This is a genomic window from Virgisporangium ochraceum (assembly GCF_016863655.1).
GTDB classification, from domain to species: Bacteria; Actinomycetota; Actinomycetes; order Mycobacteriales; family Micromonosporaceae; genus Virgisporangium; species Virgisporangium ochraceum.
Genome location: NZ_BOPH01000082.1, coordinates 106,260 through 119,393 on the forward strand (window position 1 = coordinate 106,260; position 13,134 = coordinate 119,393).

General features: G+C 71.6%; 14 protein-coding genes. 12 read left to right on the forward strand and 2 right to left on the reverse strand.

Annotated features, from left to right (window positions below; genetic code table 11):
• Positions 1 to 22 precede the first annotated feature (22 nt).
• Genes Voc01_RS28075 through Voc01_RS28085 form a run of 3 tightly spaced genes read left to right on the forward strand, consistent with a single transcriptional unit; the run spans position 23 to position 4,295 of the window.
• A complete protein-coding gene (locus Voc01_RS28075) occupies positions 23 to 1,579 on the forward strand; it encodes an MDR family MFS transporter (protein WP_203930575.1) in 1,557 nt (518 codons plus the stop codon).
• Positions 1,576 to 2,616, forward strand: coding sequence for a methyltransferase (locus Voc01_RS28080; RefSeq protein WP_203930576.1), 1,041 nt, complete (start codon positions 1,576 to 1,578; stop codon positions 2,614 to 2,616). Before Voc01_RS28075 ends, Voc01_RS28080 begins: the two co-directional genes overlap by 4 nt.
• Positions 2,617 to 2,666: 50 nt before the next feature.
• Positions 2,667 to 4,295, forward strand: a complete 1,629-nt coding sequence (locus tag Voc01_RS28085; protein WP_203930577.1) for an FAD-dependent monooxygenase — start codon at positions 2,667 to 2,669, stop codon at positions 4,293 to 4,295.
• 9 nt (positions 4,296 to 4,304) lie between these two features.
• Here the strand turns inward: Voc01_RS28085 and Voc01_RS28090 are convergent, their stop codons facing one another.
• Together Voc01_RS28090 and Voc01_RS28095 are read right to left on the reverse strand one after the other, a co-directional pair.
• A complete protein-coding gene (locus tag Voc01_RS28090; RefSeq protein WP_203930578.1) occupies positions 4,305 to 4,793 on the reverse strand; it encodes an SRPBCC family protein in 489 nt (162 codons plus the stop codon).
• Complete coding sequence (locus Voc01_RS28095) at positions 4,774 to 5,340, reverse strand: hypothetical protein (protein ID WP_203930579.1); 567 nt, start codon at positions 5,338 to 5,340, stop codon at positions 4,774 to 4,776. The genes Voc01_RS28090 and Voc01_RS28095 overlap by 20 nt, the downstream gene beginning before the upstream one ends.
• A 226-nt stretch (positions 5,341 to 5,566) precedes the next feature.
• Here Voc01_RS28095 and Voc01_RS28100 point away from each other — a divergent pair, with 226 nt between their 5' ends.
• The 9 genes from Voc01_RS28100 to Voc01_RS28140 all read left to right on the forward strand — a co-directional run bounded on the left by Voc01_RS28100 (position 5,567) and on the right by Voc01_RS28140 (position 13,087).
• Positions 5,567 to 6,547 carry an ATP-binding cassette domain-containing protein gene (locus Voc01_RS28100; RefSeq protein ID WP_203930580.1) on the forward strand — a complete coding sequence of 327 codons (981 nt, stop codon included), beginning with the start codon at positions 5,567 to 5,569 and terminating at the stop codon, positions 6,545 to 6,547.
• Positions 6,548 to 6,572: 25 nt separating this feature from the next.
• The gene (locus Voc01_RS28105) at positions 6,573 to 7,355 is read left to right on the forward strand and encodes an ABC transporter permease (protein WP_203930581.1); all 783 of its coding nucleotides are present in this window, start codon (positions 6,573 to 6,575) and stop codon (positions 7,353 to 7,355) included.
• An 87-nt stretch (positions 7,356 to 7,442) separates the two neighbouring features.
• Positions 7,443 to 7,907, forward strand: coding sequence for an SRPBCC family protein (locus Voc01_RS28110; RefSeq protein WP_203930582.1), 465 nt, complete (start codon positions 7,443 to 7,445; stop codon positions 7,905 to 7,907).
• 8 nt (positions 7,908 to 7,915) lie between these two features.
• The gene (gene selD, locus Voc01_RS28115) at positions 7,916 to 8,917 is read left to right on the forward strand and encodes a selenide, water dikinase SelD (protein ID WP_373873879.1); all 1,002 of its coding nucleotides are present in this window, start codon (positions 7,916 to 7,918) and stop codon (positions 8,915 to 8,917) included.
• A gap of 167 nt (positions 8,918 to 9,084) precedes the next feature.
• A complete protein-coding gene (locus Voc01_RS28120; RefSeq protein WP_203930584.1) occupies positions 9,085 to 10,389 on the forward strand; it encodes a beta-ketoacyl-[acyl-carrier-protein] synthase family protein in 1,305 nt (434 codons plus the stop codon).
• Entirely contained in the window at positions 10,386 to 11,642 is a 1,257-nt protein-coding gene (locus Voc01_RS28125) for a beta-ketoacyl-[acyl-carrier-protein] synthase family protein (RefSeq protein WP_203930585.1), read from the forward strand. The genes Voc01_RS28120 and Voc01_RS28125 overlap by 4 nt, the downstream gene beginning before the upstream one ends.
• Positions 11,612 to 12,040: a holo-ACP synthase gene (gene acpS, locus Voc01_RS28130; protein WP_203930586.1), complete on the forward strand. Its 429-nt coding sequence runs from the start codon at positions 11,612 to 11,614 to the stop codon at positions 12,038 to 12,040. Before Voc01_RS28125 ends, acpS begins: the two co-directional genes overlap by 31 nt.
• A gap of 18 nt (positions 12,041 to 12,058) precedes the next feature.
• Positions 12,059 to 12,310: an acyl carrier protein gene (locus Voc01_RS28135; RefSeq protein WP_203930587.1), complete on the forward strand. Its 252-nt coding sequence runs from the start codon at positions 12,059 to 12,061 to the stop codon at positions 12,308 to 12,310.
• A gap of 12 nt (positions 12,311 to 12,322) precedes the next feature.
• Positions 12,323 to 13,087, forward strand: coding sequence for a PIG-L deacetylase family protein (locus tag Voc01_RS28140; RefSeq protein WP_203930588.1), 765 nt, complete (start codon positions 12,323 to 12,325; stop codon positions 13,085 to 13,087).
• Positions 13,088 to 13,134: the final 47 nt, after the last annotated feature.

Consider the following 13,134-nt stretch of genomic DNA (forward strand, 5'->3'; position numbering starts at 1 on the left):
GAGACGCCCCGAGGGTGACCGCATGGATTCGCCAAGCCTGTCCCCGGCCCGCATTCGGCTGATCTTCTCCGGCCTCGCGTTGGCTCTGCTGGTCGCCGCGCTCGACCAGGCGGTGGTGGCCACCGCGCTGCCGACCATCGCCACCGACCTCGGCGGGCTCGAACACATCGCGTGGGTCGTGACCGCTTACCTGGCGGGCGTGGCGGTGTCGACCCCGCTGTCCGGCAAGCTCGGCGACATCTACGGGCGCAAGACGGTGTTCCTGGTCGCGGTCGTGGTCTTCGTCGTCGGCTCGGCGCTGGTGGGGCTCGCACAGTCCCTGGAGCAGCTCATCGCCTTCCGCGCCCTGCAGGGCATCGGCGGCGGTGGTCTGCTGACGGTCACGGTGGCGATGGGAGCCGACATCGTGACCCCACGGGAACTGGGCCGGTACATGGGCTTCTTCGGCGCCTCGTTCGGAGCGGCGTCGGTGATCGGTCCGCTGGCCGGTGGCCTGTTCACCGAGCACCTCAGCTGGCGTTGGATCTTCTACATCAACCTGCCCGTCGGCGCGGTGTGCTTCGCCGTCATCGCGCTGGCCATGCCGGCGACGGTGCGCCGCGGCACCGGTCGCCGACTCGATTATCTCGGCGCCGCGGTGCTGGCCTGGGCCATCGTCGCGGTCGTCCTCGTCACGTCGTGGGGCGGTGCGCAGTACGCCTGGAGCTCCTCGACCATCATCATCTGGTCGTCGCTCGGCGTGGTCGCGATCGCGGTCTTCGTCGTGGTAGAGCGACGGACGGGCGACCCGGTGCTGCCGCTGGGTCTGTTCAGGGACCGCACCTTCAGCGTCGTGTGCGCCTCGAGTTTCTTCGTCGGGTTCGGCATGTTCGGCGCGATCGCGTTCCTCCCGCTGTACCTGCAACTGGTCAAGGGCGAGGGTCCGACGGACTCGGGGCTCCTGCTGCTTCCGCTGATGCTCGGGCTCACGGTCGCGGCCGTGGTCGCCGGCCTGGTCATCACCAAAACGGGCAGGTACAAGGCCTTCACCGTGCTGGGACCGCTGGTGGCCGGGGGTGGCATGGTCCTACTGCAGACCGCGGAGCCGTCGACGTCGCGGACCGCGATCACGGCCTACATGGTCGCCGTCGGCGTCGGCATCGGCCTGTGCATGCAGGTTCTGGTGCTGGTGGCGCAGAACACGGCCGCGCCGGACACCATGGGCGTCACGACCTCCACCGTCGCGTTCCTGCGCACGATCGGCGGCGCCGTCGGGGTCGCGGTGCTCGGCGCCGTCTTCAGCCGGCAGGTGACCGATGGCCTGACCGATCTGCCGACCGGCGGGAGCATCGACATCCCGGCGGGCGCGGGTGCCACGGCGTCGTCGGAGGCGATCGCCCACCTGCCGCCGGACGTGCGTGCCACCTACGTCTCGGCGTTCGCCGACGCACTGACCGACGTCTACCTGTGGATCGTGCCCGCGTTCGTCGCGGCCGCCCTGGCCGCCGCCCTGTTGCGGAACATACCCATGCGGGAGGAGGGCCCGGACGCCGTTCCCGCCGTCCGGACCGCCGACCCTGACCGAGGAGAGCTGTCATGACGAGCACCGACGAACAACGGCCCACCCCCGACCCGTCCGCACTCGACCTGGCCATGCGGCTACGCCAGATGATCTCGGCGTACCAGGTGTCGCAGGCCGTCCACGTCGCCGCCGTCCTCGGCATCCCGGATCTGCTGAAGGACGGCGCCAGGCCGTGCGACGAGCTCGCCCGGTCGAGCGGGTCCGACGAGGACGGCCTCTACCGGCTGCTGCGGGCTCTGGCCGGCGTCGGTGTCTTCGCCGAGGTGTCGCCCCGCAGGTTCGCGTTGACGCCGCTGTCGGCGCTGCTGCGCAGCGACGTCGACGGTTCGCTGCACGCCCTCGCGGTGATGAACGGGCAGGAGTGGTTCTGGCGGCCGTGGGGACGGCTCGTCGACGGTGTGCGCACCGGCGGCAGCGTCTTCGAGCCGATCTTCGGAATGCCGTACTTCGAGTACCTGCAACGGAACCCGGCCGCCCGCGGCGTGTTCCAGAAGGCGTTGGCGGGTGCCAGTTCGCGGGCCGCCGTCGCCGACCTCTACGACTTCTCGACCAGCCGGCGGGTGGCCGACATCGGCGGTGGAACCGGCGCGCTATTGGCCGCCATCCTCGGCCGGCACCCGGCCGTGCACGGCATTCTGCTCGAACGGGCCGCGGTGCTCGACGGCGCCAAGCGCTTTCTCGCGGACGCCGGCGTCCTCGACCGGTGCGACCTGGTCGACGGAGACTTCTTCGAGTCGGTCACCGCCGGGGCGGACACGTACATCCTCTCCCAGGTGCTGCACGACTGGAGCGACGAGGCGGCCCACCGCATCCTGTCGAACTGCCGCGCGGTGATGCCGCCGGACGGGAAGATCCTCGTCGTGGAACGGGTGCTGCCCGAAGGTGGCGCGCAGAAGGGTCCCCTGACCGATCTCAACATGCTCGTCCTCATGGGCGGCAGGGAGCGCACGCGCGGCGAGTACGAGGTCCTGCTGGCCCGCGCCGGCTTCCGCATCACCGGCGTGATGGCGATGGGCGAGGCCTGGAGCCTGATCGAAGGTGTTCCCGTTGAGTAGGCCCGGTGGCGCGGTTCCGCGCCGGACCGCCACGCGGTAGGTTGCCAGCCGTGGCGTCGGACGACGAAGCGGTCCTCCCCGATCCTGACGTGCTGGTGGTGGGCGCCGGCCCCACCGGGTTGGCGCTGGCGGCCCGGTTGCACCTGCACGGCGCCCGGGTCCTCGTCGTCGACCGCCAGCGTGACCGGGTGCACGAGTCCCGGGCACTGGCCATCCAGCCACGCACCCTGGAGGTGCTCGCGCCGCTGGGCGTCACCGACCGGCTGGTCGAGATCGGCAACCGCGCGGTGCGGCTGCGGATCCACTTCCCGCGGCGCACCGTCACCATCCCGCTGTTCGACATCGGGACGACCGACACCGCATACCCATACCTGCTGTTCGTCTCGCAGGCGGAGACGGAGCGGATCCTGGGCGAGCACCTCGCCGACCGCGGCGTGGCGGTCCGGCGCGGATGGGAGCTGACCGACCTCACCGAGGTCAACGGTGGCGTCCGCTGTCGGCTGCGGCAGCACGACGGCACCACCGGGGAGGTGCGCGCGGCGTACGTCGTCGGCTGCGACGGCGCGCGGAGCACCGTCCGTGAGCGGGCCGGGATCGGGTTCGTCGGCGCCGCGTACCCGCAGACCTTCGTTCTCGCCGACCTGGAGGCCGACGGCGTGGAACCCGGGGCGGCGCACGCGTACCTGTCCGGCCGGGGCATGCTGTTCTTCTTCCCGCTCGGCCGTCCGGCCACCTGGCGCGTGCTCGCGATGCGGCGACGCGGCGACCCGACGACACCGGGACAACCGGTGGCGCTGGAAGAGGTGCAGCGACTCGTCGACGCGTACACCGGGGGAGGCGTGCGGTTGCGCGACCCGGTGTGGATGACCAACTTCCGGCTGTACAACCGCGGAGCGACCCGGTACCGCACGGGCCGGGTGTTCCTGGCCGGGGACGCCGCGCACATCCACAGCCCCGCGGGCGCACAGGGGATGAACACCGGCATCCAGGACGCGGTGAACCTCGGCTGGAAGCTCGGCCTGGTCGTGGGTGGCAGGGCGGTGCCGGCCCTGCTGGACACCTACGAGCCCGAGCGTGCACCGGTCGGCCGGCGGGTGCTGCGCTTCACCGACCGGGCCTACACGATCTCGACGTCGACGGCGCGGCCGTTGCCGTTCGTCCGCACGAGGATCGCTCCCCGGCTGGTGCCGTTCGCGCTGAAGGCCGGACGCACGCGCGGGTACGTGTTCCGGGTCATCTCGCAGTTGGCGATCCACTACCGGCGTAGCCCGCTGTCGTCACAGGGACCGCGTCCGCCGGGGCGCGGACCCCGGCCCGGCGACCGGTTCCCCGACGCGCCGGTCGTCCACGATGGACGGTCGACCACGATCCACCGCGTCCTCGACCCGTCCGCCTGGACGGTCCTGCTGTGCGGGTCCGCGGCGGAGTGGGACGCCGAGGTGCTGGACCGGATCCCAGACCGTTACGCCGCGCCCGTCGTCGTTCTGCGGTTGTCGGCCCGGAACGGGGTGCTGACGGATCCGCAGGGCCGCCTGCTGCGGCGGCTGGGCATGGGACCCGACGACGCGGCCCAGTACCTCGTCCGACCCGACGGGCACATCGCCTACCGGGCCGGCGGCGGCGACCTCGACGGGCTCGTGCGGGTGCTCGACCGATGGTGTGCCGACGCCGGCGGGTGACCGCGACGGTCAGGCGCCCGGCGGGCCGGCGTCGGCGGTGGCGGTCATGGCCCGGTACCTCTCCTCGATCCGGTCGCGTACGTGCGCCTGCTGGACCCGGCTGGTGCGGTTGAGGCGCTCGGTCATGGTGTGGTCGTCGAACGGCGCGTCGGGCTTCATCTGGAAGTCCTGGACCCAGCGCATCGATACGGATCCACCCTCCTCGCGGTATTCCCAGTAGAGGTTCATGTACTCGAACGGGCCGGTCTCGATCCGCTGCGCCCGGACGGTGCGGGTGGCCGGGTCCGGCGTCCGCTCCGAGACCCAGGTCCACTGTCGTCCGCTCTCGTCGGGATGTGTGGTCAGCCGGAACCGGATGGTCGTCCCGTCGTCGGCGAGTACCTCTGCGGAGGCGTACTCGCTGAACAGTTCCGGCCAGGAACGGACGTCGTTGGTCATCGACCACACCACGTCCATCGGCGCGTCGATGACGATCGCGTTATCGGTGTGTCCCGGCATGTGCGCGGCCTCCCGTCGGGTCTTCGCCGGCCCAGTGGTGGGTGGCGGACAGCAGTGTCATGGCGTGGTGCGTCGGTGGCTCCGGAGGAACGTCCGGCCCGTGGCACGCGGTCTCGTGGAGGCACACCGCGACGTCGCGGTGGCTGAATACGGTTCTGCTGACCAGTGCGCGATCCGCCCCCTCGTCCGGCGGCCCGGGGTCCCGCGTCGGTAGCAGGTGTGCCGACCAGGCGACCGGGGCGAGCCGACCCGGGTCGGCGTGTTCGTGGTGGGTGTGCGTCTGCATCACGGTGGCCGCGACGAACGGGTCACCGTCAGGAGACGAGGGTGGTTGCCAGTAGCCGGCGAGGACCCGGCTGATCCGGGTGCGGTGCGGCCGGTGCGACAGGCGGGTGGCGACCGCGTCGAGATCGTCGTCGGTGTCGACGACGTGGACGACGCGGTCCCCGCGCGCCCACGTGACGCCGGGCAGGTGGTACGCGAGGATCCCGGCGACCGCGCCGGCCGCCGCCGGTGGGACGGACAGGGTGAACGCGAAGCGATTCATGGGCTATCCACAGCCGTGACGGCCGCGTGGCGGCCGGCCTGATGGTCGGCGGCGTGGGCCGCCGGTGGTGCGCAGCCTATTCCGGCCAACGAATCGACGGCAACACATAAGTCGGTGCCTATGAGGTCGCCGTCGATACCCCGCCGGCCGCCTCTAGGGTAGTATCGCTACCTATAGCAACGCTACGCTACCGCGTCCCGGCCTCCACGCACGAGGAGCTCCGACCATGGGTGACGAACCGATCGAGGCCGAAGGCCTGCGCAAGCGCTACGGGGACGTCGACGCGGTGGATGGAATCGACCTGGCGGTACCCGCCGGAACGGTGCTGGCGCTGCTGGGTCCCAACGGCGCGGGCAAGACGACCACGGTGCACATCCTCACCACCCTCGTGCGACCGGACGCCGGATGGGCCAGGGTGGCCGGGTGCGACGTCGCACGGGAGGCCGCGGGCGTCCGCGCGAGAATCGGCCTGGCCGGGCAGCTCGCGGCCGTCGACGACTTCCTGACCGGCCGGGAGAACCTCGAACAGATCGGCCAGCTGTACCACCTGGGACGGCGCGCCTCGCGACAGCGGGCCGGCGAGCTGCTGGAGACGATGGACCTGACCGACGCCGCACACCGCACCGCCCGCGGGTACTCCGGTGGCATGCGCCGCCGCCTGGATCTGGCCGCGAGCCTGGTCGGACGCCCACCCGTGCTGTTCCTGGACGAACCGACGACCGGGCTCGACCCGCAGGGGCGGATCGCGCTGTGGGAGGTCATCCGTCGGCTCGTCGACGACGGGACGACGGTCCTGCTGACCACCCAGTACCTGGAGGAGGCCGACCGGCTGGCCGACCGGATCGTCATGATGCACCGGGGCCGGGTCATCTCGACCGGTACCGCCGACGAGCTGAAGTCGGCGTTCGGCGGAGACCGCCTGGAGCTGCGGCTCGCCGACGCCGCCGACACGGCCCGCGCCGCGGCGGCGGTGGCGGCGCTCGCCGCCGGCCAGGCCACGACCGACGCGGGCTCCGGCACGGTGACCCTTCCGGTGGACGACGGTGCCGCCGCGCTGCCGGCCGTCGTCCGGCACCTCGACGACGCGCGGGTGAAGCTGTCCGGCGTCCTTCTGCGCCGGCCGACGCTCGACGACGTGTTCCTCGCGATGACCGGTGGCGCGGGGGACACCCACGACACCGTCCCCGCCGGAACGGACGCCCGCTGAGGCGGGCATGGAGGCGAACCGGACGATGACGAGCTCTTCACCGGCCCCGGCGCGGATGCTGACCGACGTCGTGGTGATGACACGACGGAACCTGTACGCGCACCTGCGGATGCCGGCCCTGATCGCGACGGCGACCGCGCTGCCGATCATGTGGGTGCTGCTGTTCAACTTCGTGTTCGGCGGCGCTCTGCAGCCGGCCGACGTCGAGTACATCGACTTTCTCGTACCGGGTGTGATGGTGCTGGCCGTCACGTTCAACCTCAACAACGCCGCCGTCGGGGTGGCGGAGGACCTCAGCCAGGGGATGATCCACCGGTTCCGGTCGCTGCCGATGACCCGCTGGGCGCTCCTCGCCGGTCGCGCGGTCTTCGACACCGTGCGCAACCTGCTCGCCGTCCTGGTCGTGATCGGGGTGGGTGCGCTGTGCGGGTTCCGTTTCCACAACGGTGCCGGCGCGGCGGTCGCGTCGGTCGCCCTGGCGCTGGCGTTCGGCGTCGCGATGTCCTGGCTCGGCGCTTTCATCGGCCTGCTGGCGCGCGGCGTGGAGACCGCCTCCATGACCAGCCTGCTGCTCGCGATCCCGACGGTGTTCGTGGCGTCGTTGTTCGTGCCGGTCGCCAGCATGCCGGGCTGGCTGCAGGCCGTGGCCCGGGTCAACCCGGTGACGCCGGCGGTCGACGCCACCCGGGCGCTGGTTCTCGGCGGTCCGGTGGCCCGGCCCGTGGTCCTGACGCTGGCGTGGACCGTGGGGCTTCTCGCGGTGCTGGTTCCGCTCACGGTCCTGCGCTACCGACGCATCCGCGCCTGAACGGCTCCCGGTGGGCTGGGGTTTTCCCGGGGAGGGGTCGGCACCATCCGTCCCTACCATCGGGTGGCCATACGTCAGGAGGCCCCGATGCCGCGCATCCAACACCGCATCCACGTCGACCGCCCGCCGGTCACCGTGTTCGAGGTGACAAACGACATTGACCGCTGGACGGAACTGTTCGACGCGTACCTGCACAGTGAGGTGCTGACCCGGGAGGAGTCCGGCAGGTTCAGCAAGCTGACCTTCCGCCTGCGCAACGCCGAGGGCTTCGACTGGCGGTCCTGGCGGATCCTCGACCACGAGGAGCTCGTCGCGATCTCCGCGCGCGAGGAGCCGCTGTTCCCGTTCCTGTACATGCACCTGCGGTGGACGTACCGCCCCGAGGGCGCCGGCACGTCGATGACGTGGACGCAGGACTTCGAGGTGGACCCGGCGCACTCCATCAGCGAGGCGGACATGAAGGACCGGATGGACGAGCACGGGCGCAAGAACCAACGCCGGATCAAGGCCATCCTGGAGGCCAGCGACTTCGTCGCGCGGAGGCCGGCATGACGGCCACCATGCGGTCACCGGCCCGGCTGACCCAGTACGCGCACGGCGGTGGATGCGCGTGCAAGATCCCGCCGGGCGAGCTGGAGGACGTGGTCGCCACGCTGCTGACGCCCGGCGACCGGACGGGCCGGGCCGACGACCTCCTCGTCGGGCTCGAACACGGTGACGACGCGGCCGTCGTCAGGCTCGACGAGCACCGGGCCGTGGTGGTCACCACGGACTTCTTCACACCGGTGGTCGACGACGCCTACGACTGGGGACGCATCGCCGCCGCCAACGCGCTGTCCGACGTGTACGCGATGGGTGGCTCGCCGCTCGTGGCGGTCAACCTGCTGGCCTGGCCGCGCGGCGTCCTGCCGTTCGAGCTCGCCCGCGAGGTGCTGCGCGGCGGCCTCGACGTCGCACGGGCCGCCGGCTGCCACGTCGCCGGTGGGCACAGCGTCGACGACCCGGAGCCGAAGTACGGCATGGCGGTCACCGGGCTGGTGCGGCCGGACCGCCTGATGCGCAACGACGCGGCGCGGGCCGGCCAGCCGCTGACGCTCACCAAGCCGCTGGGGCTCGGCGTTCTCAACAGCCGGCACAAGAACACCGGCGAGAGGTTCCCGCACGCCGTGGAGACGATGGTGACGCTCAACCGCGACGCCGCCGCGGCCGCGGTGCGCGCAGGCATCCGTTGCGCCACCGACGTCACCGGCTTCGGGCTGCTCGGCCACCTGCTGAAGGTCGCCCGTGCCAGCAACGTGACGGCCGTCGTCGACGCGGGTGCGGTGCCCTACCTCGACGGCGCGCGGGAGTCGTTGCGGGACGGGTTCGTGCCGGGCGGCAGCCGGCGCAACCTCGCCTGGGCGCAGCCGCACTGCGACCTGTCGGCCGTCGACGACGCCGAGGCGGTCCTGCTGGCCGACGCGCAGACCTCCGGCGGGTTGCTGCTGGCCGGCGAGATTCCCGGCGCACCGGTGATCGGTGAGTTCGTGCCCCGGGGCGAGTACCTCGTCGTCGTCAGATGACCGCCGGTCGCCGGCCTAGGGTTTTCCCGATTAACGGAAGGCCGCGCCGTCCGTACGTTCTACGGCACGGCTTTCGTCGCAGAGCACCGCGCAGAGCGGGATTGGTGGTCTCGAGGTGATTGACGCATGAGCCCAGGAACCGCTGCGAGCGGCATCGCGGACGCCACATGAGCGCCCACGCGGAGACCGGCCTCCGACGGGTCGCCATCACCGGCCTCGGCGTGGTCAGCCCGCTCGGCATCGGCAAGCGACGGTACTGGCAGGGACTCGTCGACGGGCGCAGCGCCACCAAGCATCTGTCCACAGTGGAGAGCTGTGACCTCTACGACCGGTTCGACTTCGGCTCCGGCGTCCTGGCCGAGGTCGAGGACTTCGACCCCGACGCGGCGGGACTTCCGCGGGAGGTCCGTCGGCTCGACCGGTTCATCCAGTTCGCGATCGCCGGTGCCCTGCAGGCCATCGACGACGCCGCCCTCGACACCCGGGCGGTGGACCGCGACCGCTTCGGCATCGCGCTGTCGACGGCGATCTGCGGCACGCGCCAGATGGAGCGTGAGTTCATCGCGGCCACCGATTACGGCCGCCTGCCGGTCGACCCGACGAAGGTCGGACCGGACCTGTACCTGGCGTCCATGTCGAACACCCCGAGCATCATTCTGGCCGCGCTGACGGGCGCCCGGGGGCCGTGCGTCACGCTGTCCACCGGATGCATCGGCGGCGTCGACACGATCGGGTACGCCTTCGAGAGCATCCGGTACGGCGACGCCGACGTGGTCGTCGCCGGCGCGAGCGAGGCTCCCATCACGCCGATCACCACCGCGTCCTTCGAGATCATCAACTGCCTGTCGCGGCGCCACAACGACCGGCCCGCCACGGCGTCGCGGCCGTTCGACGCCGGACGCGACGGGTTCGTCCTCGCCGAGGGGTGCGGTGTCGTGGTGCTCGAGGAGTGGGAGCACGCGCGGGCCCGCGGCGCGCACATCTACGCCGAGATCAGCGGGTTCGACCTGGGGTGCAACGCCCTGCACATGACCGACCTGCTCTCCGACGGCGGAGACCTGGCGCGCACGATGACCGGTGCGCTGGCCGATGGAGGCCTCACGCCCGAGAGCGTGGACCACGTCAACGCGCACGGCAGCTCGACCCCGCAGAACGACCGGTGCGAGACGAAGGCGCTCGTTCTCGCCCTCGGCGAGCACGCCCGTCGGGTTCCCATCAACTCCACGAAGTCGATGACCGGCCATCCGCTGTCCGCGGCGAGCGCGCAGGAGATCGTCGCCTGCGCGCTCGCCTTCGAGCACGGCTACGTCCACCCGACGATCAACTACGAGACACCCGACCCCGCCTGCGACCTGGACTACATACCCAACAGCGGTCGTCCGTGGAGCGGCGACGTCATCCTGTCCGACGCCAGCGGGTTCTCCGGGCTGCACGCGACCATGGTGCTCCGGTCGGCGGGAGCGCGGGCATGACGCGGGTGGTGGTCACCGGGGTCGGCGCCATCACCCCGGCGGGAACGGGGCCCGACGCCCTGTGGCGGCAGGCCGTGACCGGCCGGTCGCTGGTGCAGCAGATCGACCGCTTCGACGCCTCGCCGTACCGGTGCCAGATCGCCGGTCAGGCCGACGCCTTCGTCGCGACCGACTGGCTGCACGGACGGTTCGTGAAGAAGACCGACCGGTTCACCCACCTGGCGACGGCGGCCGCGACGGCCGCGATCGACGACGCCGGCCTGCGGATCGGGGGAGCCGACGGGGTGGCTCCGGAGCGTGTCGGCGTGACGGTCGGCAACGTCCTGGGTGGCTGGGAGTTCGCCGAGCGGGGGCTGCGCGACCTGTGGGTGAAGGGTCCGCGCGACGTCAGCCCGTACCAGGCGACGGCGTGGTTCCCGGCCGCGCCCCAGGGAAACATCTGCATCACCCTGGGCATCAAGGGCCGCGCGCGCACCTTCGTCTGCGACCGGGCGAGCGGCGCCTACGCGATCGTCCACGCCGCCGACATGATCCGGCGCGGCCACGCCGACGTCGTCGTCGCCGGCGGCTCGGAGCAGCCACTGTCCCCGTACGCGTGGGCGTGCTGCGAGACGGGCGGCTTCCTCACCCCGCACGGCAACAAGCAGCCTGAGACGGCGTACCGGCCCTTCGACCGCGGACACACCGGCACCGCGATCGGTGAAGGGTCGGCGTTTCTCGTCCTGGAGTCGGCCGGGCACGCGGAAAGCAGGGCAGCGACGATCCACGGCGAGCTCGCCGGTTGGGCCACGAACACCGACGGGTACGCGCCGACCTACACGATCGAGCCCCACGGGGAGACGTTGTCGCGCGCCATCACGCAGAGCCTGCGGCGCGCGGGGACCGACGCCGCCGGGCTCGGCTGCGTATTCGCCGACGGCGCGGGAGTGCCCCGCGAGGACGCCGCGGAGGTGGCGGCCGTGCGGCGGGTGCTCGGTCGGCACCTCGACGACACGCCCGTCACCGCCGTCAAGCCGGCCACCGGTCACCTGATGGGCGCCGCCGCGGTCACCGACGTGGTCGTCGCGCTGCGGACGCTGTCCGACGGCGTGATTCCACCGGTGCCCAACCTCGACCGGCCCGCCCCCGGGTTCGACCTCGACTTCGTCACCGGCGCGGCGCGGGACCTCCGCGGCCCGCGCACCGTGGCGGTGGTCTCCCGGGGCATGGGAGGGGTGAACGCTTGCCTGGTCCTGAAGCACTGGCAGCCCTGAGGTCTGCGGACGCGCGACCCTGGCCGCCCGGCGGGGTCGGCGTCGACATCGTCTCCGTCCGACGGATCCGGGACATGGTCGGACGCTGCGGCCCGGTGGTCCTCGACCGGCTGCTGACCTCCCGGGAACTGGCCGACGCCCGCGGCGCCCGCGGCCTCGTGTGGACCAGGCTCGCCGGCCGGATCGCGGCGAAGGAGGCCACCAAGAAGGTGCTCGGCAGCCGCGGACAGACGGCCCGCTGGACCGAGGTCGAGGTCCGCCTCGGCAGCCACGGCGAGCCCTACGTGGAGCTGCACGGGCGCACGCGGCTGGCCGCGGAACGGTGCGGCCTGACCGGGATGCTGCTCAGCATCTCGCACGAGAAGGACGTGGCCATCGCAGTCGTACTGGGATGGTGAGCAACCACCGGAGGAGCCATGGACATCCGCGACACCCTGATCGACGTCTTCCAGGAGCTGGAGATCGACCACACCGGCATCGAGGCGGAGAGCCGACTGCGTGAGGACCTGCAGATCGATTCGACGGAGATGGTGGAGATCGCGGTGGCCCTCGAGAAACGACTGTCGATCAGCATCGACACCGACGATTTCCTGGCGTTGAAGTCGTTCGGCGACATCGTCGGTCACGTGTCCGCCGCACGGGTGGACGCTTCTTCCCGGACGAGCTGAAAGGAACCGACGATGGCCGATCTACTGCCGGCCCTGCCGGAAAACTGGGACCGGTGCCTGGCCGTGGCCGCGCACCCGGACGACATCGAGGAGTTCTCGGCATCGGCGGTGGCCCGGTGGACCGCACAGGGAAAGCAGGTGACCTACCTGCTGGCGACCCGCGGCGAGGCCGGCATCGACGGCATGCACCCCGACAAGGCGGGTCCGGTACGGGAGGCGGAACAGCGGGCCGCCGCGCGCGAGGTCGGCGTCGAGGTCGTCGAGTTCCTCGACCATCCCGACGGCGGCGTCGAAGGGGGACCGGCGCTGCGCCGCGACCTCGTCCGGGCGATGCGTAGGTACCGGCCCGAGGTCGTCATCTCGAACGCTTTCACGGTGCGGCTCATCGGCGGTTACACCAACCAGGCCGACCACCGGGTCGTCGGACTGGCCGTGCTGGACGCGGCCCGCGACGCCGGCAACCGGTGGCTGTTCCCGGAACTCGAGGACGAGGGCCTCGAACCGTGGAGCGGCATCCGGTACGTCTGCTTCTCCGAAGCCGAACAGCACACCCACGGCGTCGACGTGACCGGCGACCCGCTGCGGCGCGGCATCGCCGCGTTCGCGTCCCACACCGAGTACATGAAGGGGCTGGGATCCAGCGCCCTGGAACCGGAACCGTTCCTGACGTACGTGGCCGCGATGTGCGGCCCGGCCCTGGGCGTCGAGCACGCCGTGCTCTTCGACGTGCACGTGCTGATTCCGGACGAGCCGCCGCCCTGGGCCCAACGCTCGTGACGCTTTGGGCGGGGCCGCGGCGCGGTTGTCGACGACCGTGCGGCGGC

What these genes read in the sequence shown, in the direction of transcription:
- Voc01_RS28120 (WP_203930584.1), top strand. Translation starts at nt 9,085, where the DNA reads ATGAGCGCCCACGCGGAGACCGGCCTCCGACGGGTCGCCATCACCGGC.
- Voc01_RS28140 (WP_203930588.1), top strand. Translation starts at nt 12,323, where the DNA reads ATGGCCGATCTACTGCCGGCCCTGCCGGAAAACTGGGACCGGTGCCTG.
- Voc01_RS28110 (WP_203930582.1), top strand. Translation starts at nt 7,443, where the DNA reads ATGCCGCGCATCCAACACCGCATCCACGTCGACCGCCCGCCGGTCACC.
- Voc01_RS28135 (WP_203930587.1), top strand. Translation starts at nt 12,059, where the DNA reads ATGGACATCCGCGACACCCTGATCGACGTCTTCCAGGAGCTGGAGATC.
- Voc01_RS28105 (WP_203930581.1), top strand. Translation starts at nt 6,573, where the DNA reads ATGACGAGCTCTTCACCGGCCCCGGCGCGGATGCTGACCGACGTCGTG.
- Voc01_RS28095 (WP_203930579.1), bottom strand. Translation starts at nt 5,340, where the DNA reads ATGAATCGCTTCGCGTTCACCCTGTCCGTCCCACCGGCGGCGGCCGGC.
- Voc01_RS28080 (WP_203930576.1), top strand. Translation starts at nt 1,576, where the DNA reads ATGACGAGCACCGACGAACAACGGCCCACCCCCGACCCGTCCGCACTC.
- selD (WP_373873879.1), top strand. Translation starts at nt 7,916, where the DNA reads ATGCGGTCACCGGCCCGGCTGACCCAGTACGCGCACGGCGGTGGATGC.
- Voc01_RS28125 (WP_203930585.1), top strand. Translation starts at nt 10,386, where the DNA reads ATGACGCGGGTGGTGGTCACCGGGGTCGGCGCCATCACCCCGGCGGGA.
- Voc01_RS28075 (WP_203930575.1), top strand. Translation starts at nt 23, where the DNA reads ATGGATTCGCCAAGCCTGTCCCCGGCCCGCATTCGGCTGATCTTCTCC.
- Voc01_RS28100 (WP_203930580.1), top strand. Translation starts at nt 5,567, where the DNA reads ATGGGTGACGAACCGATCGAGGCCGAAGGCCTGCGCAAGCGCTACGGG.
- Voc01_RS28090 (WP_203930578.1), bottom strand. Translation starts at nt 4,793, where the DNA reads ATGCCGGGACACACCGATAACGCGATCGTCATCGACGCGCCGATGGAC.